At 59.7% G+C, this 24,612-nt stretch carries 23 protein-coding genes; 19 read left to right on the forward strand and 4 right to left on the reverse strand.

Annotated features, from left to right (window positions below):
• Positions 1-10: 10 nt before the first annotated feature.
• On the reverse strand, positions 11-2,053 hold the full coding sequence (locus IM739_RS12220) for a hypothetical protein (protein ID WP_237371057.1): 2,043 nt from the start codon (positions 2,051-2,053) through the stop codon (positions 11-13).
• Positions 2,054-2,184: 131 nt separating this feature from the next.
• On the reverse strand, positions 2,185-3,888 hold the full coding sequence (locus IM739_RS12225) for a hypothetical protein (protein WP_237368006.1): 1,704 nt from the start codon (positions 3,886-3,888) through the stop codon (positions 2,185-2,187).
• A gap of 807 nt (positions 3,889-4,695) precedes the next feature.
• Here IM739_RS12225 and IM739_RS12230 point away from each other — a divergent pair.
• From IM739_RS12230 to IM739_RS12305, 16 genes are all read left to right on the forward strand, one after another.
• Positions 4,696-5,517, forward strand: coding sequence for a helix-turn-helix transcriptional regulator (locus IM739_RS12230; protein ID WP_237368007.1), 822 nt, complete (start codon positions 4,696-4,698; stop codon positions 5,515-5,517).
• Complete coding sequence (locus IM739_RS12235) at positions 5,510-5,992, forward strand: hypothetical protein (protein WP_007603983.1); 483 nt, start codon at positions 5,510-5,512, stop codon at positions 5,990-5,992. Before IM739_RS12230 ends, IM739_RS12235 begins: the two co-directional genes overlap by 8 nt.
• Before the next feature lie 158 nt (positions 5,993-6,150).
• Positions 6,151-6,693: a DUF1003 domain-containing protein gene (locus IM739_RS12240; protein WP_237368008.1), complete on the forward strand. Its 543-nt coding sequence runs from the start codon at positions 6,151-6,153 to the stop codon at positions 6,691-6,693.
• A 33-nt stretch (positions 6,694-6,726) separates the two neighbouring features.
• On the forward strand, positions 6,727-7,620 hold the full coding sequence (locus IM739_RS12245; protein ID WP_237368009.1) for a VOC family protein: 894 nt from the start codon (positions 6,727-6,729) through the stop codon (positions 7,618-7,620).
• Positions 7,617-8,465: a 3-deoxy-8-phosphooctulonate synthase gene (kdsA, locus tag IM739_RS12250; protein WP_237368010.1), complete on the forward strand. Its 849-nt coding sequence runs from the start codon at positions 7,617-7,619 to the stop codon at positions 8,463-8,465. The genes IM739_RS12245 and kdsA overlap by 4 nt, the downstream gene beginning before the upstream one ends.
• Positions 8,466-8,668: 203 nt before the next feature.
• A complete protein-coding gene (gene eno, locus IM739_RS12255; RefSeq protein WP_237368011.1) occupies positions 8,669-9,943 on the forward strand; it encodes a phosphopyruvate hydratase in 1,275 nt (424 codons plus the stop codon).
• 140 nt (positions 9,944-10,083) lie between these two features.
• Positions 10,084-10,401, forward strand: coding sequence for an FtsB family cell division protein (locus IM739_RS12260; protein ID WP_237371058.1), 318 nt, complete (start codon positions 10,084-10,086; stop codon positions 10,399-10,401).
• Positions 10,402-10,550: 149 nt separating this feature from the next.
• The gene (pdhA, locus tag IM739_RS12265; RefSeq protein ID WP_237368012.1) at positions 10,551-11,597 is read left to right on the forward strand and encodes a pyruvate dehydrogenase (acetyl-transferring) E1 component subunit alpha; all 1,047 of its coding nucleotides are present in this window, start codon (positions 10,551-10,553) and stop codon (positions 11,595-11,597) included.
• Between the two features lie 15 nt (positions 11,598-11,612).
• Positions 11,613-12,989: a pyruvate dehydrogenase complex E1 component subunit beta gene (locus tag IM739_RS12270; RefSeq protein ID WP_237368013.1), complete on the forward strand. Its 1,377-nt coding sequence runs from the start codon at positions 11,613-11,615 to the stop codon at positions 12,987-12,989.
• A 15-nt stretch (positions 12,990-13,004) separates the two neighbouring features.
• Positions 13,005-14,330: a pyruvate dehydrogenase complex dihydrolipoamide acetyltransferase gene (locus IM739_RS12275; protein WP_237368014.1), complete on the forward strand. Its 1,326-nt coding sequence runs from the start codon at positions 13,005-13,007 to the stop codon at positions 14,328-14,330.
• Between the two features lie 15 nt (positions 14,331-14,345).
• On the forward strand, positions 14,346-14,984 hold the full coding sequence (locus IM739_RS12280; RefSeq protein ID WP_237368015.1) for an SGNH/GDSL hydrolase family protein: 639 nt from the start codon (positions 14,346-14,348) through the stop codon (positions 14,982-14,984).
• A gap of 119 nt (positions 14,985-15,103) precedes the next feature.
• On the forward strand, positions 15,104-15,370 hold the full coding sequence (locus IM739_RS12285; RefSeq protein ID WP_237368016.1) for a YdcH family protein: 267 nt from the start codon (positions 15,104-15,106) through the stop codon (positions 15,368-15,370).
• An 82-nt stretch (positions 15,371-15,452) separates the two neighbouring features.
• On the forward strand, positions 15,453-16,898 hold the full coding sequence (gene lpdA, locus IM739_RS12290; protein ID WP_237368017.1) for a dihydrolipoyl dehydrogenase: 1,446 nt from the start codon (positions 15,453-15,455) through the stop codon (positions 16,896-16,898).
• A 79-nt stretch (positions 16,899-16,977) separates the two neighbouring features.
• The gene (locus IM739_RS12295) at positions 16,978-17,229 is read left to right on the forward strand and encodes a GlsB/YeaQ/YmgE family stress response membrane protein (RefSeq protein WP_237368018.1); all 252 of its coding nucleotides are present in this window, start codon (positions 16,978-16,980) and stop codon (positions 17,227-17,229) included.
• Between the two features lie 45 nt (positions 17,230-17,274).
• Positions 17,275-18,246, forward strand: a complete 972-nt coding sequence (gene lipA / locus IM739_RS12300) for a lipoyl synthase (RefSeq protein WP_237368019.1) — start codon at positions 17,275-17,277, stop codon at positions 18,244-18,246.
• Between the two features lie 373 nt (positions 18,247-18,619).
• Complete coding sequence (locus tag IM739_RS12305; RefSeq protein ID WP_237368020.1) at positions 18,620-19,072, forward strand: type II toxin-antitoxin system RatA family toxin; 453 nt, start codon at positions 18,620-18,622, stop codon at positions 19,070-19,072.
• Here IM739_RS12305 and IM739_RS12310 read toward each other — a convergent pair.
• Together IM739_RS12310 and IM739_RS12315 are read right to left on the reverse strand one after the other, a co-directional pair.
• The gene (locus tag IM739_RS12310; protein WP_237368021.1) at positions 19,057-19,563 is read right to left on the reverse strand and encodes a CinA family protein; all 507 of its coding nucleotides are present in this window, start codon (positions 19,561-19,563) and stop codon (positions 19,057-19,059) included. The genes IM739_RS12305 and IM739_RS12310 overlap by 16 nt on opposite strands.
• Positions 19,560-20,768, reverse strand: a complete 1,209-nt coding sequence (locus IM739_RS12315) for a bifunctional 2-C-methyl-D-erythritol 4-phosphate cytidylyltransferase/2-C-methyl-D-erythritol 2,4-cyclodiphosphate synthase (protein ID WP_237368022.1) — start codon at positions 20,766-20,768, stop codon at positions 19,560-19,562. The genes IM739_RS12310 and IM739_RS12315 overlap by 4 nt, the downstream gene beginning before the upstream one ends.
• Before the next feature lie 173 nt (positions 20,769-20,941).
• Here IM739_RS12315 and dusB point away from each other — a divergent pair, with 173 nt between their 5' ends.
• The 3 genes from dusB to ntrC are packed head-to-tail and all read left to right on the forward strand — an operon-like array spanning position 20,942 to position 24,524.
• Positions 20,942-21,943, forward strand: coding sequence for a tRNA dihydrouridine synthase DusB (gene dusB, locus IM739_RS12320; protein ID WP_272911310.1), 1,002 nt, complete (start codon positions 20,942-20,944; stop codon positions 21,941-21,943).
• Complete coding sequence (locus tag IM739_RS12325; RefSeq protein ID WP_237368023.1) at positions 21,940-23,073, forward strand: two-component system sensor histidine kinase NtrB; 1,134 nt, start codon at positions 21,940-21,942, stop codon at positions 23,071-23,073. Before dusB ends, IM739_RS12325 begins: the two co-directional genes overlap by 4 nt.
• Entirely contained in the window at positions 23,073-24,524 is a 1,452-nt protein-coding gene (ntrC, locus tag IM739_RS12330; protein ID WP_237368024.1) for a nitrogen regulation protein NR(I), read from the forward strand. Before IM739_RS12325 ends, ntrC begins: the two co-directional genes overlap by 1 nt.
• The last annotated feature ends 88 nt before the right edge of the window (positions 24,525-24,612 follow it).

Genomic DNA, 24,612 nt, shown 5'->3' on the forward strand with positions numbered 1-24,612 from the left:
TATGTCCCCTTTAATGTCCAATCATGCCGTTCACGCCATCACCCGTGTGGCCGTCATAGTCGGACGGCATGCAGGAGGCATCGGATGCCGTCGAGTGATCGTCTGGAGCGAGCATGGAATCGTCGAGAAAAAGTATGGCTTCGTTGACCAGCGCATCGGGATCCGGGTTGCCGAAGTCCGGTTGCCCGGAGATCAACTCGGCTTGGAAGAGCGTTTCCTGCGAATATTGCTCACCGCCGACATAGGTCTTCCCCACGGAATCCAGGTCGATGATCGTGGCGTTGTTCAGCAGTGCATTGGATCCGGTTTCGATTGTCCAGTTCGCATCGAGATTGGGTGCAATGGCATCCATCGCCAGCGCGATCTGGTCGCTGTCGCCAAGGATGTTCGTCTGGCGAATATATTGAAGGTTGATCAGGTCGCCGCTGATATAGAGGACCCGCAACCCCTGCAGTCCCGCAAAGGCCTCATCGGACATTAGATCCGGCGAGATGCTGCCATCGCCATTTGCAAACGAGGCCAATGTGCCGAGTTGGTCCTGCGACAGGCTGTCGAACCGGTCGGCATCGCCGATCGTGCCGATGCGAGCCTGGTTCCAGAGCAGGTTGCCGGATGAGGAAACGGAGCCTTCGCCTGATGTCTGGAAATCAGCCGTCGCGCCGACATAGTCATTGTCGAACAGCACGTTCATCTGGTGGATGATGTTCGCGTCGAAGATCGAACCGCCAATGATGATCAGATCGTAGGAAAAACCCAGTTCGAAGACTGAAGCGTGGTTGACGCCGAAATTGTCGCCGGCGATCACGCTTGTTGTGACGCCCGACGAGGAGAGAATGCCGACATCGTCGTCGCTCATGAAGATGATCTGCTCGAGCCAGTTGACGATCATCAGATCGCCATGGATCTCGGTAACCGCCCAAAAAGCCGGATAGTCGTCGTTGCCGCTCGCGCCAGGCTCGGATCCGTTCGACGTGTCGAGATGATCGAACGTTGCGATATTGAACATCTCGTTCGTGGCGGCGTCATGGGTCCAGTCGCTGACCGCTGACGTGATCGCGTCGGTGTCCCACAGCGCGTTGATTTGAACGATCGCGTTCACTTCGACATGATCTTCGGCAACGATGGTAATGGTCGCACCGGTCCAGAAATTCTGTAGCACGACATTGTTGATTAGGGTGTTGCCGCCGGTATGGACTTCCACCGACACCTCGATGGCGACCGTGCCATCGTCCTGGGTCCAGGTATTGGTGCTTTCGCCGTCTGCGCCCTCTTCTCCCTCGCTGTCATCCTCTGCGCTATCGTCTCCGTCGCTCTCATCCTTGTCGAAGGAATGATAGTCGTCGAGATTCGGAGCCTCCTCGACAAGTTCGCCGTTGACATAGATGCCGTCGATCGACGTCGCGCTGAGGTTAATCTGAACCGCGTCACTGTCTGCGGGCACGTCTTCCAGCTGGTCAATGACTGTCTGGATAACGCCGATCATGTCCGCGCTTGATCCGGGCCGTTCGAGGTCGCCCAGAGGCGATAGCGCAGCCGCCTCTTCGAAGCCTTCGAGCACGGCAGCGTCACCGACGGGTTCCGGATTGAACGCCAGTCCGTGCCCGCCAACGCTGAAGTAATCGTCGTCGGACAGCGAGATGGCCTGGTTGAAATGGTTGACGACCGAGCCGGGCGCTAGAATTTCCGGGGTTGGATAGAGATAGTGCACCGAGTCGATCGGTGTATTGAAACCGTAGTTTGGCGTATCCGGCAGGACCCGGCCGTCAATGTGATGGCCGAAGGTTCTGGCATCGGAAAACGACTGTGATTGGACCGGTTTGGTCAGGACATACCAGTGGTCTGGTGCCGGGGCACGATAGCCGAAATCAGGCTCAAACCCCAGAAGATCGAAGGGCGCCGCAAAATCGCTCGTATGGACCGGCAGCTTCTCCACATCGACATCGGCCTTGGTAAAGGCGAATTCGTTATAAGCCTCCCGAGCCCGAGCATTCTCGACGCTGATATGGAAGAAGCCGATAAAGTGGCTGATCTCTTCGGTGAATTTGTCCATCATCGTCAAGGCCGTAACTCCTTGTTCCTGAGGTGCCTCAATGACCGCCTGTCATGAGGCACAAGCGAGCTGCGCAGGAAGCCTGCGCAGCCCCGTGACGTTTTGCTATAATTGGCTAAATGCGATCCCGGCCCTTACACCCCGTCGTCGCCGTCCTCGCCAACAACCGTACTGGTCAGGCTGCCGCCGACGATTGTCATGTCGATTGCATTCTGCTGCAGGTTGGCACCCATCACGATTTCCTGGTTGAAGGCACTGGTGTCGATGCCAGCGTCAGCACTTGCCGAACTGGTTCCGGTGACATAGCCGTCATCGGAATTGCCCGATCCCCAAGAACCGCCGTCGCCTGCGCCGCCATAACCGGTAGTCGCAGTGCCACCGTCGCCGCCAAGAGCGCCGTTGCCGCCGAGAGCCCAGCCACCGACTGCTCCGCCACCGGTGCCGGCTGTCCAGGCGCCGCTCAGAGCGCTGCCGCCGTCACCACCTTCTGCCCAGGCATCCCCGCCCCAAGCATCTCCGCTGGTCGCACTGCCAGAAGTCCCGCCGCCGCCGGTACCAGCTGCACCGGCACCGCCGTCACCACCGACGCCAAGGCCAGCGCCTGTACCGGCACCGAGGCCAAGGCCCAGTCCACCGGCATCGCCGCCACCGCCACCATTACCGGAATCGGTTGCTGCACCAGAGCCGCCACCGGCACCGCCGGCACCGCCGCCGCCACCTGCGCCACCGGTATTGCTGCCACCGGCTCCGCTACCGGCACCACCACCTTCGTTGTCGATGAGGATCGGATTGATCAGGCCAAGCGACAGACCGAGGCCGTTGCCGCCTTCGCCGCCCGTTGCTTCGCTGTCGCCGGCATCGTCCGCGTCGCCGCCATCGGCGTCACCGCCGTTGCCGCCTTCACCGCCGTCACCCGTGGTGTTGCTACCGCTGGCGCCGTCGCCAGCCAATGCCAGGCCGGCACCCAGACCAAGACCGAGGCCCAGACCGACACCAACGCCTTCAGCGCCGTTGCCGCCCTTGCCGCCGACACCGATGCCGCCAAGTGCGGCCCCTGAGTCCGCGCTGCCGGAATCGCCTTCGCCGCCGTCTGCATCGCCGCCGTCGCCTTCGCCGCCTTCAGCGCCACTGAGCGCCAGACCGCCGAGACCGATGCCGCCGAGAGCAGTGCCGCCGAGAGCGTTGCCGCCGTCGCCGCCGTTGCCGCCGTCCGCGTCTGCATTGCCTCCGCCGTTTCCGCCTTCACCGCCGCCATTGATGCCGTCTTCGGCCTTGGCAATCCCGCCATTGGCTTTGGCGTTCACCGTGAAGGCGGCATCATTCTTGACTTCGGCTTCCTCCAGCTTGTCATTGTCCTGGAGATTGGCGATCTGGTTCATGACATTGCCGACGTCATTGCCGGCGCCGTCAAGGGCATCGTTCATGATGTCCTTGAACTGGACGTTGAACAGGCCCTCCACCGAGGAGCCTTTGGAAACGTCGATATCGGCGAAGTCATCGTCGCTGGGCACATAGCCTTCAAGCCCGGCATCGACGGTCACGCCGACAGTAACGGTCGTGGTGCTGACGTTTTCGTTGAGGTTGAGATTGGCGTTCAGGTTACCGTTGAGGTTCCCATTGCCATTGCCATTCAGGTTGCCATTGCCGTTGCCATTGAGGTTTTCGGACTCACTGGACTGGTACTGACCTTGCCCCTGTCCCTGACCTTGGCCCTGTCCTTGCGCTTGAGCCTCAAACTGAGCTTGCGCTTCAAGTTGGGCCTGTGCCTGCGCTTCGGACTGTTCCTGATCCTGACTGTCGTCGTCATGATCGTAGTAGTTATTCTTCGGCTTACCCATAGTCGTATCCTCCGTCATCGGATTCCGCGACTGTTTGACCGTTATTCATCTTCTATACGGTCTTCACATGCGAATTCCGGATTGATCTGCGGTTGAAAGACGATTTGCCTCACGAGGCCATTTTCACTGTCGCCTGTGCGACGATTGTCGATGTTGGTGAAGTTCTCCTCCTGCCTGTGGTTGTGAGGTGCCGATCTCTGTTCGGGCCGTCTCTTGGAAAGGCATGCCCAACGCGAACAACCAAGTCGCCGCCTCAACTCAAGTCTGTGCCTGTTGGCGCCAGAAGATAAGCTGATACATGGAGCTAGTAATGTGCAGTGCAGCAATTGTTTGCGGAGGTCTAGACAATCCGTGCAATCGATCGTTGCTGACATGCTTTGCGCGATTGTCAGTCTAATCTTGTCTGTGGTTCACAATGAAACAGACTTGATCGATACTCTTCTCAGAGTTGAGCAATTTTGTTGATACCCGCGGGAAAAACCTGACATACCTAGAAAGCGCGCTGTGCGGATTGTGTCGCGCGACTCTGGCATTTGGTCGTGGATCAGGATCAAAAGAGGTAGGCTGCGGTCCGAATCCCCCTCGTTTTGTGTAGATGATCTAGACTTGTACTTGTCGACGCGCGCTGGAATCCGCTTCGTTTGCAATATGCTGCGCCAATGTTGTCGCTCATGATGTCTAGTGGCGCGCCCAGTAGATCGTTCGGACTATTCCCAACCGTTGCCGTTTGGTTTACCGTTTTCTAAAGGAACGGAGGTGGCACCGGCTTGTGCACTCTGTGATTGTATTTTCGGGGAGGCATGCTGCATGAAACAACTTGCGCCTCACGTCGGAAGCGGTGGCGCGGATTTGGCGGCTTCTCTGGAGGCGATGCCAAATCTTCGAACACTTCTGTATGTTGGTCCGCCGGATGTTATTTCGGGGGCAATGGCTGCGGCCATTCAACGAGAATTTCCCTTCATCAGGGTTTCGCACAGCGTCAGCCTGTTATCGGCTTTGGGGGAGTTCGATATTCCGCTACGGCTCGTGCTTGTCGATCTGCTGCATGCACACGAACTGAGTGATTGTGCCGGCGAACTGCTTGCACAGCATCCCAACGCCGCTATCGCCATCGTCACGGACAGTGATCTGCGTGGCAGCGTGGAGCGCTTTCACCTCGTCGATACCAGCCACGTCAAAGGCGTTTTGCCTCTCAATGTCAGCCTCGATGTTCTGCTTTCAATGCTGCGGATCATCCTGAGGGGAGGAACGTACTTCCCGTCGATCGCCTATCGAAATCAAGAAAGCTTCAGCTGGCGAAACGAGGAGCAAGGCTCATACGACGAGGCGAAACCGCACCCTGTGCAAGAAATCCAAGGCAAGATCATGCACCAGTTGACCAAACGTGAAAACGAGATCCTGGCCAGGATAGCCTTGGGCAACCAGAACAAGATCATCGCCGCGGCACTCGGCTTGTCCGAACACACGGTCAAGATCCATATCCACAACATCATCACCAAGCTTGGCGTCCACAATCGAACCGAAGCGGTCGCGCTCTATTTCGAACACAGGGACAGGGAGGGAGGCGGATCAGGCTCCGGCGAGTTCCAACGGCCGGGCAGCAATCCCGTCTCAGGCGGAGATGCGTAGATTCCAGGATGTGCTGCTGCTGATCGGGCAGCTGAACTACACGTGGACCAACACCGAAAGCCTCTTGATCCATATGATTGCCGGCCTTGCCCAATCGGACAAGGAGACGGCGATCGTCATCTTTCTGACGCTGAATACGCCACGGGCGCGCATTGATCTCGTAGAGCGTCTGGCCAAGATGCAAAAGACACCGGCCGATTGTCGCGCCGATGTGCTGGATTCAACGAGACGCTTGTCGGAAGAGGCAAAGCTTCGCAACAAATACAACCATTGTATCTATTCGTTTGATCCCGACAGCGGTCGCGGCTTGACCCAGTCCATGCGAATCTTCGAAGGCCGGGACGACATCAAATACGGCAAGATCGAAGAACTCGACGATCAGGAAATCGAGCGGATCCGTGAGAGCATCCGGTCACTGATCAGGATCAACCAGTCTTTCTGGAGCATCACCGAGAAGTATGGATTTCCCAAATAGACATCTCTTGATCTGAACGGCTGCAGGTCACCGGCCGACAGAGTTCGGCCGAATCGCTCCGAAATCCTGTGACTGGCTGTATGTGACGGCGTCGCCCATTGTTTTTGCCGATTATTGGCGCAAGAACTGACCGCGAATCGCAATGGAGATCGTGATTGATGTCGGTGGACACGGAAAAGACGCTGTTCGGCAAGGCTGTGCATGAACTGAATCCGGCGGAAAAGAAGGTGCTGCGCCACGCGCGTGAACAACGCACCCTTTCGACCGATGCCGGGCAGGACTTCCTGGCTGTGTCCACAACGGGCCAGCGTCTGGCCGATGCGATCGCCCGTATCGGCGGCTCGTGGAACTTCATCATCGGGTTTCTGCTGTTCCTGGCGGTCTGGGTCGTCCTCAATACCGTCGTCCTGGCAACGGAAGCGCTGGATCCCTATCCATTCATCTTTCTCAACCTGATTCTCTCCATGCTCGCCGCCATCCAGGCGCCGATCATCATGATGAGCCAGAACCGCCAGGCAGAGCGCGACCGGTTCATGGCCGCCAAGGATTATGAGATCAATCTGAAGGCGGAGATCGAGGTGCTCGGTCTGCACCGCAAGATCGATCTGCATGTTCTGAAGGAGTTGCAGGAGACCCGGCAGGAGATCGCCGAGCTGAAGGCAAGCATCGACGCCCTTTCGCAAGGGCGTCACAAGCACTAGGTAGGGCGGATGCTGATAACGGGAGAGATCGATATGGAGACGCAACATCAGGCGCCGAGGGCGATCGATCATCTTGTCCTGCCGGTAGGGTCGCTGGACGTGGCAAGAGCGCGGTTGTCGGCGCTCGGCTTCACTGTCTCCGCTGATGCGGTCCATCCGTTCGGAACCGAAAACGCCTGCGTGTTTTTCGCGGATGACACCTATTTGGAGCCTCTGGCTGTCGCCGGTCGCGAGGACTGCGAGGCCGCGGCCAAGGCAGGCAATGTCTTTGTGGCGCGAGATCAGGCCTTCCGGTTCCGAAAGGGTGAGGGGCTGTCTGCCATTGTCGTGAAATCAGATGATGCTTCGGCAGATGATCGTCGCTTTCGGCGCGACGGTTTCGGCGCAGGTGACATTCTGGAATTTGCCAGGCCCATGCGCTTTCCCGATGGTCGCGAGATCAATGCGGCCTTCACGCTTGCCTTCGCCGCAGATTTGCGCGGTCCCGATTTCTTCCTGTTCGCCTGCCAGAGGATCAATGCCCTGCCAACCGATCGGGGCGCATTGCTGGTGCATGACAATGGTGTTGTCGGCATTTCGCGCATCGTGCTGGTCGAGGACAATCCCAGCGATTTCCAGTACCTTCTCGAAATCGGCCTTTGCCAGAGAGATGTCATGGCCCATTCGTTTGGCATCTCGCTTGTCGCCGCAAATGCCACCGTTGATGCGCTGACGCCGGAAGGGTTCACTGCGCATTTCGGTGGTGTCTCGAGCCGCAAGGGGCGGGGCCTTGAAGGTGCAGCCGTCGTGTTTCACTGCCGCGATATCGGCGTGACAGAAGCCTGTCTCGCTGGTAATGCCATCGCCTATCAAAAACTGGGCGCGCGCCTGATCGTGGCGCCGGCCCCGGGGCAGGGCGTCCTATTCGTCTTCGAGGAGCAAGCATGAGCAATCCGACCAATTCCGAAGTCATCGTCGGCGAAGGCGCCGGAAAGGCTGTTTTCTCGCAAAAGGGTCGCTTCGCCCTGATTGCCGGCCCCTGCCAGATGGAAAGCCGCGACCATGCCTTCATGATCGCCGGAAAGCTTGTCGAGCTTTGCCGCGAGCTTGGCCTCGGTCTTGTGTACAAATCCTCCTTCGACAAGGCGAACCGTACTTCGCTTTCGGCCGAACGCGGCATCGGCCTGGAAAAGGCCATGGAGGTTTTTGCCGACATCAAGAAGGAATACGGCATTCCGGTGCTGACCGATATCCACACAGAGGAACAGTGCGCCGCCGTGGCTCCGACGGTCGATGTGCTGCAGATCCCGGCCTTTCTCTGCCGCCAGACCGACCTTCTTGTCGCTGCCGCAAAGACCGGCCGCGTGGTCAACGTGAAGAAAGGCCAGTTCCTGGCGCCGTGGGACATGAAAAACGTCCTCAACAAGCTCAACGCCAGCGGCAACCCGAATGTGCTGCTCTGCGAACGTGGCGCATCCTTTGGCTACAACACGCTGGTCTCCGACATGCGTTCGTTGCCGATCATGGCTGCCATGGGTGCGCCGGTCGTGTTCGATGCCACGCATTCCGTACAGCAACCCGGCGGGCAGGGCGGTTCCTCCGGCGGGCAGCGGGAGTTTGTCGAAACGCTGGCGCGCGCGGCTGTTGCGGTTGGCGTCGGCGGACTTTTCATCGAGACTCACGAGGATCCTGACAATGCGCCGTCCGACGGGCCGAATATGGTTCGCATCGGAGATATGCGCCGTCTGCTGGAAAAGCTGATCGCCTTTGATGATATCGCCAAGGCGGCTTGAGTTCCATTCAATCGATTGCTGGGCTTCGGCTATCGATTCAATTCTTTTAAATCGATTAGGTTTTCGGAATTCTAGGCCGGAGCCTGTCATTGTAATTTCTGGATCATAGGCTAAGAGAGGAAGACTCACAGGCTGGGCCGGGCGCGACTGACGCCCGAGCATCTGCCCCGGAGCCTTGTCCTTTCATTCTACAGGGAGCGAACATGACTGCCATTACCGACATCATCGGCCGCGAGATTCTCGACAGCCGTGGCAACCCGACCGTTGAGGTCGACGTCTATCTCGAAGACGGCAGCATGGGTCGTGCGGCCGTTCCATCGGGCGCTTCGACCGGCGCGCACGAAGCCGTCGAACTGCGTGACGGTGGCAAGCGTTATCTCGGCAAGGGCGTCGAGAAGGCTGTCGAAGCCGTCAACGGCGAAATCTACGATGCGATCGGCGGCCATGATGCCGAGAACCAGATCCAGATCGACAATCTGATGATCGAACTTGACGGCACGGCCAACAAGTCGCGCCTCGGTGCCAACGCTATCCTCGGCGTTTCGCTCGCCGTCGCCAAGGCTGCCGCCCAGGCATCCGGCCTGCCGCTCTACCGCTATGTCGGCGGCCCGAACGCCCATGTTCTGCCGGTTCCGATGATGAACATCATCAACGGCGGCGCTCATGCTGATAACCCGATCGACTTCCAGGAATTCATGATCGTGCCGGTTGGTGCGGAAACCATCCGCGACGCCGTTCGCATGGGTTCGGAAGTCTTCCACACGCTGAAGAAGCAGCTCGCAGCCGATGGTCACAACACCAACGTTGGCGATGAAGGCGGCTTCGCTCCGGGTCTGGCCTCCGCGCCGGCTGCCCTCGACTTCATCATGAAGTCGATCGAAAAGGCCGGCTATCGTCCGGGCGAAGACATGCATATCGCTCTCGACTGCGCCTCGACCGAGTTCTTCAAGGACGGCAAATATGTTCTCGAAGGCGAAGGCCGCACGCTCGAGCCGGAGGCGATGGCCGACTACCTGGCCGAACTCGCCGGCAAATACCCGATCTTCTCGATCGAAGACGGTATGGCGGAAGACGACTGGGAAGGCTGGAAGTCCCTGACCGACAAGATCGGTGCCAAGGTCCAGCTCGTCGGCGACGATCTCTTCGTCACCAATTCCTCGCGCCTGCGCGACGGCATCAAGATGGGCGTTGCCAACTCCATCCTCGTCAAGGTCAACCAGATCGGCTCGCTCTCGGAGACGCTCGATGCTGTTTCGACCGCAAACCGCGCTGCCTACACGGCCGTCATGTCGCACCGTTCGGGTGAGACTGAGGACTCCACGATCGCCGATCTCGCGGTTGCCACCAACTGCGGTCAGATCAAGACCGGCTCGCTTGCCCGTTCGGATCGTACCGCAAAGTACAACCAGCTGATCCGCATCGAGGAAGCGCTTGGCCCGCAGGCCCGTTACGCAGGCACGTCCATCCTGCGCGGCTGATACCGCTTTCGATACCCATCGGTGAACCTGCGCCATACCCGTGGCGCAGGTTTTTTATTGCTTGCCAATCGCGGTCAATGATCGGTTAAGACATCAGCGCTAACTTGGCGAAAAGTTTTGCGTATCAGGGCGTTGTCGGCATGTGGACCAGGCATCATAAAAAGAAGAAATTCGGTCGTCTCATTCTTCCTGCCGTGACCATCGCATTCCTCTCCTACTTCGGTTATCATTCCCTCCATGGCGATTACGGCCTGCGCGCAGCGCAGGAGTTCGAGCGACAGCGCCTGGCGCGCAGCGCTGAGCTTGCTGTGTTGGTTGCCCAGCGTACGAGCCTTGAAAAAGAGGTCGGATTGTTGAGCGACGGCTCGCTGGATGAGGATATCATTGACGAGAAGGCGCGCTATCAGTTGAACATGTCTCGGCCGGACGAAATCGTCATCTTCAATACCTATTTCTAATTAACTGAAATCAGGTTAATTGTAATTCTGCAAGAAATTACAAATACTTGTGTGGAATGCAAGCTATGCATTTCTAGCATTGCCGCCGCGCCTTTTCTTGCATATCCTGCATTCAACGATAGAGCATGCATAACCCATGGGAGGGATGAATGGCGCCGCGAAAATCCGCGACTGCTTCCAGCCGGAAAACGACTGCAAAAGTTGCCGGCAAGGAATTCACCGGAAAGAATATGCCCGAGTTTGGTGCCGATGAAGAGCTTCACGCCTATCGCGAGATGCTTCTGATCCGCCGTTTCGAAGAGAAGGCCGGCCAGCTTTACGGCATGGGTTTCATCGGCGGTTTCTGTCACCTCTATATCGGTCAGGAAGCTGTCGTTGTCGGCATGCAGATGGCGCAGAAGGAAGGTGACCAGGTCATCACCGCCTATCGCGACCACGGTCACATGCTGGCTGCCGGCCTTAGCGCTCGCGGCGTCATGGCCGAGTTGACTGGTCGCCGCAGCGGCCTGTCCAAGGGCAAGGGCGGCTCCATGCACATGTTCTCGAAAGAGAAGCATTTCTATGGTGGTCACGGCATCGTCGGCGCGCAGGTCTCGCTCGGCACCGGCCTCGCCTTCGCCAACAAGTATCGTGGCAATGACAACGTAGCGGTTGCGTATTTCGGCGACGGCGCTGCCAACCAGGGCCAGGTCTACGAGAGCTTCAACATGGCCGCTCTCTGGAAGCTGCCCATCATTTATATCGTCGAGAACAACCGTTACGCCATGGGCACCTCGACCGCCCGCGCGACGGCGCAATCGAACTACTCCCTGCGCGGCTCCGGCTTCGGTATTCCGGGCGTCCAGGTCGACGGCATGGACGTGCGCGCGGTCAAGGCTGCGGCCGACGATGCGCTTGAACATTGCCGTTCCGGCAAGGGTCCGATCATCCTCGAAATGCTGACCTATCGCTATCGTGGTCACTCGATGTCGGACCCGGCCAAGTATCGTTCCAAGGAAGAAGTGCAGAAGATGCGCTCGGAGCAGGATCCGATCGAGCAGGTGAAGGCTCGCCTTCTCGAAAAGGGCTGGGCCAACGAAGATCAGCTGAAGGCGATCGACAAGGACGTTCGCGACATCGTCGCCGACAGTGCCGATTTCGCCCAGGCCGATCCGGAGCCGGATGTATCCGAGCTCTACACCGACATTCTTCTGTAATCGGGGAGGGAACCCATGCCGATCGAAATTTTGATGCCCGCCCTTTCTCCGACGATGGAAGAAGGCACGCTTTCCAAGTGGATCAAGCAGGAAGGCGACACCGTCAAGTCCGGCGACGTGATCGCCGAGATCGAGACAGACAAGGCGACCATGGAAGTGGAAGCCGTCGATGAAGGCGTGCTCGGCAAGCTGCTGATTGCTGCCGGCACCGAGAACGTCAAGGTCAATACGCCGATCGCGGTCCTGTTACAGGATGGTGAAAGCGCCGACGCTGCCCCGGCCCCGAAGGCTGCCGCACCGGCTGAGGCTGCACCAGTTGCCGCTCCGGCAGCAAGTGCCGCATCGGCGCCCGTGCCGGCCGCTCCGGTCACGCAGATTGCCGCCGATCCGGATATTCCGGCCGGCACCGAAATGGTGACGATGACGGTGCGTGAAGCGCTGCGCGAAGCCATGGCGGAAGAAATGCGCGCCAACCCCGATGTCTTCATCATGGGTGAGGAAGTCGCCGAGTATCAGGGCGCCTACAAGATCACGCAAGGGTTGCTCGCCGAATTCGGCGCCAAGCGCGTCGTCGATACCCCGATCACCGAGCATGGCTTTGCCGGCGTCGGCGTCGGTGCGGCGATGACCGGCCTGCGTCCGATCGTTGAGTTCATGACCTTCAACTTCGCCATGCAGGCGATCGACCAGATCATCAATTCGGCCGCCAAGACGCTTTACATGTCCGGTGGCCAGATGGGCGCGCCGATCGTGTTCCGCGGTCCCAATGGTGCGGCTGCCCGCGTCGGCGCCCAGCACAGCCAGGACTATGCGGCCTGGTACAGTCAGATCCCGGGTCTGAAAGTCATCATGCCGTACACGGCTGCTGATGCGAAGGGCCTGCTGAAGGCAGCCATCCGCGACCCGAACCCGATCATCTTCCTCGAGAACGAAATCCTCTACGGTCATTCGTTCGAAGTGCCGAAGATGGATGACTTCGTCCTGCCGATCGGCAAGGCGCGCATCCACAAGACCGGCAAGGACGCGACGATTGTCTCCTTCGGTATCGGCATGACCTATGCCGTCAAGGCGGTCGAGGAACTGGCCAAGGAAGGCATCGACGTAGAGCTGATCGACTTGCGCACCATCCGTCCGATGGATCTTCCGACCGTGATTGAATCGGTGAAGAAGACGGGCCGTCTGGTTACCGTCGAGGAAGGTTACCCGCAGGGTTCCGTCGGCACCGAAATCGCCACCCGCGTCATGCAGCAGGCCTTCGACTATCTCGATGCGCCGATCCTGACGATCGCCGGCAAGGACGTTCCGATGCCTTACGCGGCCAATCTCGAAAAGCTCGCTCTGCCGAATGTCGGCGAAGTGGTTCAGGCCGTCAAAACCGTCTGCTACAAGTAAGGGGAGGCTAGGGTCATGCCGATCAATATCACCATGCCGGCGCTCTCTCCGACAATGGAAGAGGGCAATCTGGCCAAGTGGCTGGTCAAGGAAGGCGACACCGTCAAGTCCGGCGATGTCATCGCCGAGATCGAGACCGACAAGGCGACCATGGAAGTGGAAGCCGTGGATGAAGGCGTCGTCGCCAAGCTGGTCGTTCCGGCCGGCACCGAAGCCGTGAAGGTCAATGCCGTGATCGCCATCCTCGCCGCCGACGGCGAGGATGTTGCTGCCGCCGCAGCCGGCGGCGGTTCTGCCGCGCCGGCCAAGGCTGAAGCACCTCCTGCCGCTCCTGCACCGGCCGCCACTCCGGCTCCGGCTGCTGCCGCGGCACCGGCACCCGTTGCTGCTGCTGCACCCGCTGTTGCACAGTCGGGCGACCGCATCTTCGCATCGCCGCTGGCGCGTCGCCTCGCCAGGGAGGCAGGCCTCGACCTGTCGGCTGTTGCCGGTTCCGGCCCGAAGGGCCGCGTCGTCAAGAGCGATGTCGAGAAGGCTGTCACCACCGGTAGCGCCAAGGCTGCTCCGGCTGCTGCCGCGCCGGCACCCGTTCTGGCAAAGGGTGCATCGGACGAGGCTGTTCTCAAGAACTTCGCCGAAGGCTCCTACGAGCTGGTGCCGCATGACGGCATGCGCAAGACGATCGCCAAGCGCCTGGTCGAATCCAAGCAGACGATCCCGCATTTCTACGTCTCCGTGGATTGCGAGCTCGACACCCTGCTTGCCTTGCGTGCCCAGCTGAACGATGCCGCACCTCGCAAGGATAGCGCGCCGGCCTACAAGCTCTCGGTCAATGACATGGTCATCAAGGCCTTGGCGCTTGCCCTGCGCGACGTGCCGGATGCCAACGTGTCCTGGACGGAAAGCGCCATGGTCAAGCACAAGCACGCCGATGTCGGCGTTGCCGTGTCGATCCCGGGTGGCCTGATCACGCCGATCATCCGCAGCGCCGAGCTGAAGACGCTTTCGGCCATCTCGACCGAGATGAAGGACCTCGGCAAGCGCGCCAAGGACCGCAAGCTGAAGCCCGAAGAATACCAGGGTGGCACGACAGCCGTGTCCAACATGGGCATGATGGGCGTGAAAAGCTTCTCCGCTGTCGTCAACCCGCCGCATGCCACCATTCTGGCAGTCGGTGCCGGCGAGGAGCGCGTCGTGGTCAAGAACGGCGAGATGAAGATCGCCAACGTCATGACCGTGACACTGTCGACCGACCATCGCTGCGTCGATGGAGCGCTCGGTGCCGAACTGCTCGGTGCCTTCAAGCGCTACATCGAAAATCCTATGGGCATGCTGGTCTGACAAAGGAGCGGGTGCATGAAATCCGTTCTTTGCTTTGGCGATAGCCTGACCTGGGGATACGATCCGGTCAATCCGGGTCGTCATGCCTACGAGGACCGTTGGACGAGCGTCTTGCAAAAGGCGCTCGGACACGGTGTCAGGGTGATTGCCGAGGGCCTGAACGGCCGCACCACCGCCTATGACGACCATCTCGCCGATTGCGAGCGCAATGGCGTCAAGCTGCTGCCGAGCATCCTCGAAACCCACAAGCCGCTGGATCTCGTCATCCTGCTGCTCGGCACCAACGACATGAAGCGTGGCATCGGTGGTTCAGCGATTGCGGCCACCAAGGGCATCGATCGCCTGGTCAAGCAGATCCGCCATCATGACTGGGGTTTCGGCTATGACGGGCCTGACATCCTGCTCGTCTCGCCGCCGCCGATTTGCCATACGGCCAATGTGCATTTTGCTGCCATGTTCAAGGGTGGACTGGAGGAATCGCAGATGCTTGCGAGCCTCTACCGCGATCTCGCGGACGAGGCGGGTTGCGGTTTCTTCGATGCCGGTTCTGTGGCGAAAACATCGCCGTTGGATGGCATTCATCTCGATGCGGAAAATACCTGTGCGATCGGTCGCGGGCTTGAACCGATCGCTCGTATGATGCTCGGGATATAGACTGGACTATGCCAAAGGGTGCCGGAGCGACAAAGGCCGGCACCGTTGATCAAAATCAAGGAGTGATTGTGCGCCGTGCTTAGGGTGTTGCCGTAGACCTTAGAAGAGGAGACGGGCACATGTCGAACACACCGCACGAACTGGCGGCGGAATTTCCGGAACACGTCGGGCTGATGCGTCATCTGAAGGAAACGGATGGACATTTTGCCAGGCTGTTCGAGACCTATCATCAGGTCAACGGGACCATCCATCGCGCCGAGACCAATATCGAGCCTGCTGACGACTTCCACATTGTCGAACTTCGCAAGAAGCGGATGCAGCTCAAGGATGAAATCTACGGGATGCTGGTTCGTCATGAACCGGAAGCCGAGAAACCCGCCACATAAGACGGGATGTGCTTCCAGTCCCGCTTGAACCTTCGGTGCCAATGTAACCGGAGGCTCTGATAACCAAGGAGTGGAAGCACCCATGTCGAATGCTTATGACGTCATCATTATCGGTTCCGGCCCCGGTGGCTATATCGCGGCGATCCGTGCCGCACAGCTCGGCATGAAGGTCGCAGTGGTCGAGCGCGAGCACCTGGCCGGCATCTGCTCGAACTGGGGCTGTATCCCGACCAAGGCTTTGCTGCGGTCGGCCGACGTCCTGCATGCCGCCCAGCACGCCAAGAGCTTCGGCCTGACGCTGGAGGGCTCGATCAAGCCGGACCTGAAGGCGATCGTTGCCCGTTCGCGCGGCATTGCCGAGCGCATGAATGCCGGCGTTGGGTTCCTGTTCAAGAAGAACAAGGTCGATATCATCTGGGGCGAGGCCAAGCTGACCAAGCCGGGTGAGGTGGTCGTATCCAAGACCGCAAAGCCGATCGTCCAGCCGCAGGCGCCGCTCCCGAAGAACACGTTGGCCGAGGGTACCTACACGGCCAAGCACATCGTCATTGCCACTGGCGCGCGTCCGCGCGCGCTGCCTGGCATCGAGCCGGACGGCAAGCTGATCTGGACCTATTTCGACGCGATGAAGCCGGAAGCCATGCCGAAGTCGCTGCTGGTCATGGGCTCGGGCGCGATCGGTATCGAATTCGCCTCCTTCTACCGCACCATGGGCGTGGATGTGACCGTCGTCGAACTGATGAGCCAGGTCATGCCGGTGGAAGACATCGAGATCTCGAATTTCGCCAAGAAACAGTTCGACAAGCAGGGCATGAAGATCATTCTCGACGCCAAGGTTTCCAAGGTCGAGAAGGGTGCCGACAGCATCACCGCGCATGTCGAGAAGAAGGACGGCTCTGTCGAGAAGATCACCGCTGACCGGATGATTTCGGCTGTCGGCGTTCAGGGCAATATCGAAAACCTCGGCCTTGAAACCTTGGGCATCAAGACCGATCGTGGTTGCATCGTCATCGATGGCTACGGCAAGACCAACGTGCCTGGCGTCTACGCGATCGGCGACGTTGCCGGCCCGCCGATGCTGGCCCACAAGGCCGAGCATGAAGCCGTCATCTGCATCGAGAAGATTGCCGGCCTGCCGAACGTGCATCCGATGGACAAGTTGAAGATCCCGGGCTGCACCTACTGCAATCCGCAGGTCGCCTCTGTCGGCATGACGGAAGCCAAGGCCAAGGCCGAGGGCCGTGACATCCGCGTCGGTCGCTTCCCGTTTGCCGGCAACGGCAAGGCGATCGCGCTCGGCGAGGACCAGGGTCTGGTCAAGACGATCTTCGACAAGAAGACCGGCGAACTGCTCGGAGCGCACATGGTCGGCGCTGAAGTGACCGAACTGATCCAGGGCTTCGTCGTCGCCATGAACCTCGAAACCACCGAGGAAGAACTGATGCACACGATCTTCCCGCATCCGACCATTTCGGAAACGATGAAGGAAAGTGTGCTCGACGCTTACGGCAGGGTTCTCAACGCCTGAGGCCCGCAACCGCGCGACTGTTGTGACGAAGGGTCTCGCCGCCTATATAGACGGCGAATTGGAGACAGAGGAGTGGACGATGGGTTTTGAAATTGGCTGGTTCCTGACCATTGTCGTCGGCGGTTTGGCCGGCTGGCTCGCCGGCAAGCTCATGGACATGCGTTTCGGCATATTCATGAACATCATCATCGGCATTGTCGGTGCAGCGGTTGCCGCCGCCATCTTCCGCCGCCTCGGCATCTTCGTCGAAGGCGACTGGCTCGGCTACCTGATCACCAGCTTTGTCGGCGCAAGCCTTCTTCTCTTCGTCGCCAAGCTTGTGCGGCGCTAATTTCTCTACTGCCGCCACGCTGAGCGGCCAGGACAGGTTACCATAATGGTCACGATCCTCGACAGGACCAATCTCGCCGACGAAAAGCGCGTGCGCCATCCGGAAAAGGCCCACCGGCCGGATACGGAAGTGATGCGCAAGCCGGAATGGATCCGCGTCAAGGCCCCGACATCGAAGGGCTACCATGAGACGCGTGAGCTGGTGCGCAGCCACAAGCTCGTCACCGTCTGCGAGGAAGCCGGTTGCCCGAATATCGGCGAGTGCTGGGACAAGAAGCACGCGACCTTCATGATCATGGGCGAGATCTGTACGCGTGCCTGCGCCTTCTGCAATGTCGCGACCGGCAAGCCGAATGCCCTCGATATGGCCGAGCCCGAAAATGTCGCCAAGGCCGTCAAGCAGATGGGTCTGTCACATGTGGTCATTACTTCGGTTGACCGCGACGATCTGGAAGACGGCGGCGCCGAGCATTTCGAAAAGGTGATCTGGGCGATCCGCGAAGCATCGCCGGAAACGACGATCGAGATCCTGACGCCGGACTTCCTGAAGAAGCCGGGTGCCCTGGAGCGTGTCGTCGCCGCAAAGCCGGACGTCTTCAATCACAACATGGAAACCGTTCCGGGCAACTATCTGACCGTTCGACCGGGCGCCCGCTATTTCCATTCGGTGCGTCTGCTGCAGCGGGTCAAGGAACTCGACCCGACCATGTTCACCAAGTCCGGCATCATGGTCGGCCTAGGCGAGGAGCGCAACGAAGTGCTGCAGCTTATGGACGACCTGCGCACCGCCGATGTCGACTTCCTCACCATCGGCCAGTATCTGCAGCCGACCCGCAAGCACCACAAGGTGATGAGCTTCGTCACGCCGGACGAATTCAAGTCCTACGAGACCGTGGCCTATGCCAAGGGCTTCCTGATGGTGTCGTCGAGCCCACTCACCCGATCCTCGCACCACGCTGGCGACGACTTCGCTCGGCTGAAGGCCAATCGCGAGAAGGCGCAAGCGGCGCGGGGCTGATCTGTCGCGTATTGCCTGCCAATCTTCGTGGCCATGGCATATGCGGATCACGAGAATGTCGTGATCCGTCAAGTCTTGCTAAGCGATCAAATGCGCACGAACGGGGTAAACGCGGATTGGCGGCGTGATTTCCAACCGCTGTCCGGCGAGTTTTGGATTGCCTGCCAGCAGATGCAGTGTCCGCTCCAGATTAAGACGGTAAGCCTAGGCTCGCCGCTCTCCGAAAGCGTGTCACCTCATCGATAGATCCGCCCCGCGCATCGCTGGCGAACTGGACCTGCACGGTCCCAACATAGGTGTACTGCTGCTGAAATCCCGCAAAGACATGCGCCGCCTGCTTGATCTTGTCGGCGCGCCTGCTTAAGTCGGCTCCATGCCACAGTTTGAAACCCGCCGCCTTGTCACGCATTCTCCCGATCGGATGTACGATCTCGTCGCCGATGTGGAGCGTTATCCGGAATTTCTGCCGCTCTGCGAAGCGCTTGTCATCCGTTCGCGCCGTGAACGCGATGGCAAGGAATTGCTGATCGCCGACATGACCGTGGGCTACAAGGCGATCCGCGAAACCTTCACCACCCAGGTTCTGCTCAATCCAGCCGAGCATGTCATCGACGTCAAATATATCGAGGGGCCGTTCAAGTATCTCGACAATCGCTGGCGGTTCGAAGAGACGGGTGAGGGCGGTTGTGCGGTCAATTTCTTCATCGACTACGAGTTCAAGAACCGCATCCTCGGCGCCCTGATGGGATCGATGTTCGATCGCGCCTTCCGCATGTTCGCCGAAGCCTTCGAGACACGTGCCGACAAGATCTATGCCGCCGTCTGAGCGGCTTTCATCAACAGTTCCAGCGCTGTCTGCACGGTCGCCAGCCTTACTCCGTCGCGACCGATGTCGCCATAGTGCATTTCCCGATGCAGCATGAGACCCGACCGGCTCTTTAACGCCAGATGAACCAGCCCGACCGGCTTGTCTGTCGTTCCGCCACCGGGTCCGGCAATACCGGTCACGGCGACGGCGACATCTGCCCGTGAACGGTAAAGCGCGCCATGCGCCATCTGCAGCGCGGTTTCGCGCGACACTGCGCCAAACATTTCAAGTGTTGCCGGCGTCACGCCGATCAGGTCCATCTTGGCGTCATTCGTATAGGTGACAAAGCCACGATCTACCACCGCGGAGGAACCGGACACATCGGTCAGGGCTCCGGCAATCAGTCCGCCGGTACAGGATTCAGCGGTTGCCACCATCCAGCCACGCGTCCGGTAAAGTGCAATGATCTCTTCGGCAAGCCTGGCCGTTCCGGCTGGAAACAGGCTCATGCGGACGTGCTTTGAAACACGACGGTCGCCGTTGCAATGGCGGCAATCCCTTCGCGCCGACCGACAAAGCCGATTGTCTCGTTGGTTGTTGCCTTGACCGAGCAGCGATCGAGCGAGATCCCGAGCATGTCAGCCAGCTTTTCGCGCATCTCTTGCCGGCGAGGCCCGATCTTAGGCGCTTCGGCAATAAGCGAAATATCTGCGTTCATGATGGTGCCGCCGGCCTGGCGGATGATCTTGACGGCATGCTCGACAAAAATACGCGAGGCCGCACCGCGCCACTGAGGATCCGATGGCGGAAAATGGTCGCCAATATCGCCCGCTCCGCATGTCGCAAGCAAGGCGTCGGTCAGGGCGTGCAGGGCGACGTCGGCGTCGGAATGCCCCTTCAAGCTCTGGTCATGCGGCAGGAAGATGCCGCACAGCGTCACGCCATCGCCGGCCTCGAGTTGGTGCACATCATAGCCATTGCCGGTGCGCACGTCGGGAAGCGCGCTGCCCGCAAGTTTCTCATCCGCCATGGTGATGTCCTTCTGTAAGGTAAGCTTGACGTTGTCGACAGAGCCCTCGATCAGCGTCACCGGCAGTCCGGCCCATTCCGCAATCGAGGCGTCGTCGGTGAATTCGGTGCTGGCCATTTCGGCGGCGCGGTCGTGCGCGTTCAGGATGGCTGAAAATTCGAACGCCTGCGGCGTCTGGGCCGTGAAAAGGCCGGCCCTGGGAATGGTGTCTGTCACTAGGCCGCTTGCGCCACGCTTTACCGTGTCGGCAATCGCCAGCGCTGGGAGCATCGCAGCCAAGCCCTGATTGAAGCCAGCCTCGATTCTCTCCAGCAGAGCAAGATCGACAAAAGGACGGACGCCGTCATGGATGAGCACATGGCTGATGCCGTGCGGCTCAATCGCTTTCAGGCCCTTCTGCACCGAGATTTGTCGCGTTGCGCCACCCGTTACGCAATATAGCGGCGCTTCGGCTGGAAACTGGCTGCGAACGGCATCGAACAGCGATTGGTCGTCCGGATGGATGACCGCCACGATCGGGCCAGTTTTGGGCCAATCAAGCAGGCGTCGTATCGTGTGCCAGAGCACCGGCTTGCCGCCGATCCTGCGGTATTGCTTGGGCCCTTCGACCGAAGCGCCCGCCCGTTCGCCGCGTCCGGCAGCCACGACCACGATACCGATTGTGCGCGTCAACTCTTGCTCCATCGTCCCGCCTGGTCCATGACACATTTTCTTCGCACCCGTGCTCTATCGGCTCGTAATCGCCTTTTCCAGCATTTGCCCGAAATTTTGTCGATGAGACATCAATGCCTCTTGGCAAGTGGCGGAACACTGGCTAAAAATAGTGCAAAACCCACGATTGCCCGAAAGATAATCATTTGAATTCAGTTGCGTTAGATACGCCTTTCAGCATCGGCTCAGTGTCCATACGCAACCGTGTGGTGCTCGCGCCGATGTCCGGCGTGACTGATCTTCCGTTTCGGCAGCTTGCCTTTCGCTTCGGCGCTGGCTTGGTCGTGACCGAGATGGTGGCCAGCCGCGAACTTGTGTTCAATGCTGCCGAAAGTTGGAGCCGTCTGAAGGGGGCGGGGCTAACGCCGCATATGGTGCAGCTTGCCGGGCGCGAGGCTTATTGGCTGGCCGAAGCCGCCAGGATCGCCGAAGGCAATGGCGCCGACATCATCGACATCAACATGGGCTGCCCTGCCAAGAAGGTCATCGGGGGTTATGCCGGCTCCGCGTTGATGCGCGAGCCTGACCACGCTCTGTCGCTGATCGAGGCGACGGTAAGGGCTGTCAAGGTTCCCGTGACGGTCAAGATGCGGCTCGGCTGGGACGACAACTCGATCAATGCGCCGCAGATCGCTGCCCGTGCCGAAGCGGCGGGCGTGCAATTGATCACCATTCATGGCCGCACCCGCATGCAGTTTTACGAGGGGCGCGCAGACTGGGATGCGATTGCCGTAGTTCGCGATGCGATCAAGGTGCCGTTGATTGCCAATGGCGATGTTGAAAGCCGCGAGGACGCGGCCGAGATCCTGCGCCGTTCCGGTGCGGATGCCGTCATGGTTGGGCGCGCGTGCCAGGGACGCCCTTGGCATGCCGGCTGGCTGGCCGGAGCAACGGTGCCGTTGGCTGCCGATATTCCGGCACTCGCGGTCGAGCACTACCGGATGATGCTCTCCCACTACGGTGCCGATGTCGGAGTGCGGCATGCGCGCAAGCATCTCGGCTGGTATCTCGGCCATCATGCGCCGACGCTTCCGCCGGACGCTAAAGCCGCGATCATGACGGCGAAGGATCCCGATTTTGTCGCCGATGCGATGATGGCTGCACTTTCTGCCGGGCTTGCCCCGCAATCAAGACAGGAGGCCGCATGACGGCGAATTCAAGCGGCAACGGGCTGGCCATGGCGGTCTTGAACGCCATCCAGAATCCGGTTGTCATGGTTGATGCCAATGGCCATATCGCCTTTGCCAACTGGGAGGCTGAAGCCTTCTTCGGCGCCAGCGCGAGCCATCTCGCCCGCTACCGCCTATCGACATTCATTCCCTTCGGAAGCCCGCTATTGTCGCTGATCGAGCAGGTGCGCGAGCGTCTGGCGCCGGTCAACGAGTACCGCGTCGACCTCAGTTCGCCCCGCCTTGGCCAAGAAAAGCTCGTCGACATCTACGTCGCGCCGGTCGTCAGCCAGCCCGGCAATGTCGTGGTGGTCTTCCAGGAGCGTTCGATGGCCGACAAGATCGACCGCCAGCTGACCCATCGCGCCGCCGCGCGTTCCGTTACCGGTCTGGCCTCGATGCTGGCGCACGAAATCAAGAACCCGCTTTCGGGTATCCGTGGCGCGGCCCAGCTGCTGGAAACTGCCGTCACCGATGAAGACCGCGCGCTTACCCGTTTGATCTGCGACGAGACAGATCGTATCGTTTCGCTCGTCGATCGCATGGAGGTGTTTTCCGACGAACGCCCGGTCGATCGCCAGTCAATCAACATCCATTCGGTACTGGACCAGGTAAAGGCCGTCGCCAAGGCCGGCTTCGCCCGCAATATCCGCATCACCGAAAGCTACGACCCGTCTCTGCCGTCTGTCTTTGCCAATCGTGACCAGCTGGTGCAGGTCTTTCTCAATCTGGTCAAGAATGCCTCGGAAGCCATCGGCGAGCGTTCCGATGGTGAGATCCAGCTGACCACAGCATACCGACCGGGAATCCGACTGTCTGTTGCCGGATCGCGTGAGAAAATTTCGCTGCCGCTTGAATTCTGCGTGCACGACAATGGCCCGGGCGTGCCTTCCGATCTGGTGCCGCACCTTTTTGATCCCTTCATCACCACCAAGACCAACGGCTCCGGCCTTGGGCTTGCGCTGGTGGCGAAGATCATCGGTGCCCATGGCGGTATCGTAGAATGCGACAGCCAGGCCAGCCGAACCACTTTCCGCGTGCTCATGCCGATGTCCAAGGAGACATCGCCGGATGATGCGCCCCTTGCAAAATCCACAGGAACAAATTGATGACGGCCACGATTCTTGTTGCTGACGACGATGCAGCGATCCGCACGGTATTGAACCAGGCCCTGAGCCGGGCCGGTTACGATGTGCGCATTACGTCCAATGCCGCCACGCTCTGGCGCTGGATTTCCGCAGGAGAGGGCGATCTGGTGGTGACCGATGTCATCATGCCCGATGAAAATGCATTCGACCTTCTGCCGAGGATCAAGAAGGCTCGGCCGGATCTCCCGGTGCTGGTGATGAGCGCGCAAAACACATTCATGACGGCGATCAAGGCGTCCGAGAAGGGGGCATACGATTACCTGCCGAAGCCGTTCGATCTGACCGAACTGATCGCGATCATCGGTCGGGCACTCGCCGAGCCGAAGAAGAAGCCGGCGCGGCTCGATGACGACATGCAGGACGGCATGCCGCTCGTTGGGCGCTCCGCCGCGATGCAGGAAATCTACCGGGTGCTTGCCCGACTGATGCAGACCGACCTGACGCTGATGATCACCGGTGAATCGGGCACCGGCAAGGAGCTGGTCGCCAAGGCGCTGCACGACTACGGCAAGCGCCGCAACGGTCCTTTCGTTGCGATCAACATGGCCGCCATCCCGCGCGACCTGATCGAGTCGGAACTGTTCGGCCACGAAAAGGGCGCGTTCACCGGTGCGCAGAACCGCTCGACTGGTCGTTTCGAGCAGGCCGAAGGCGGAACACTCTTCCTCGACGAAATCGGCGACATGCCCATGGATGCGCAGACGCGCCTGTTGCGCGTGCTCCAGCAGGGTGAATACACCACGGTTGGCGGCCGCACGCCGATCCGCACCGATGTCCGCATTGTGGCTGCGACCAACAAGGACCTGAAACATTCGATCAATCAGGGCCTTTTCCGTGAAGACCTTTATTACCGCCTGAATGTCGTGCCGCTGCGCCTGCCGCCGTTGCGTGATCGTGCCGAGGATATCCCCGATCTTGTCCGCCACTTCATCCAGCAGGGTGAAAAGGAAGGCCTCGATTCCAAGCGTTTCGAGCATGAAGCGTTGGAGGTGATGAAAGCCTATGCCTGGCCGGGCAATGTGCGCGAGCTCGAGAATGTCGTGCGTCGCCTGATGGCGCTCTACCCGCAGGACGTCATCGCGCGCGAAGTTGTGGAGCAGGAACTGCGGGCTGATATTGCCGATAGCCCGATCACAAAGGCCGGCATGCCGACCGGGTCGATGACCATTTCCCAGGCAGTCGAGGAAAACATGCGGACTTATTTCGCCGGTTTTGGCGATGCTCTGCCGCCCTCTGGTCTTTATGATCGTGTGCTGACCGAAATGGAATATCCACTGATTCTGGCGGCCCTTACGGCGACCCGCGGCAACCAGATCAAGGCGGCCGATCTCCTCGGACTGAACCGCAATACACTGCGCAAAAAGATCCGCGAACTGGGTGTCTCTGTCTACCGAAGCTCGCGCTCGGCTTGACAAGCCGAAAGCCTCCGTTGCAATTTCGCCACATTGCGTTGCTCAAAAGCCACGTTGCCTTTGTACCTGTCAGTCCGTGCCGGATTGC

Origin of the sequence: Rhizobium sp. SL42 (genome assembly GCF_021729845.1) — a bacterium.
Taxonomy (GTDB): Bacteria; Pseudomonadota; Alphaproteobacteria; order Rhizobiales; family Rhizobiaceae; genus Allorhizobium.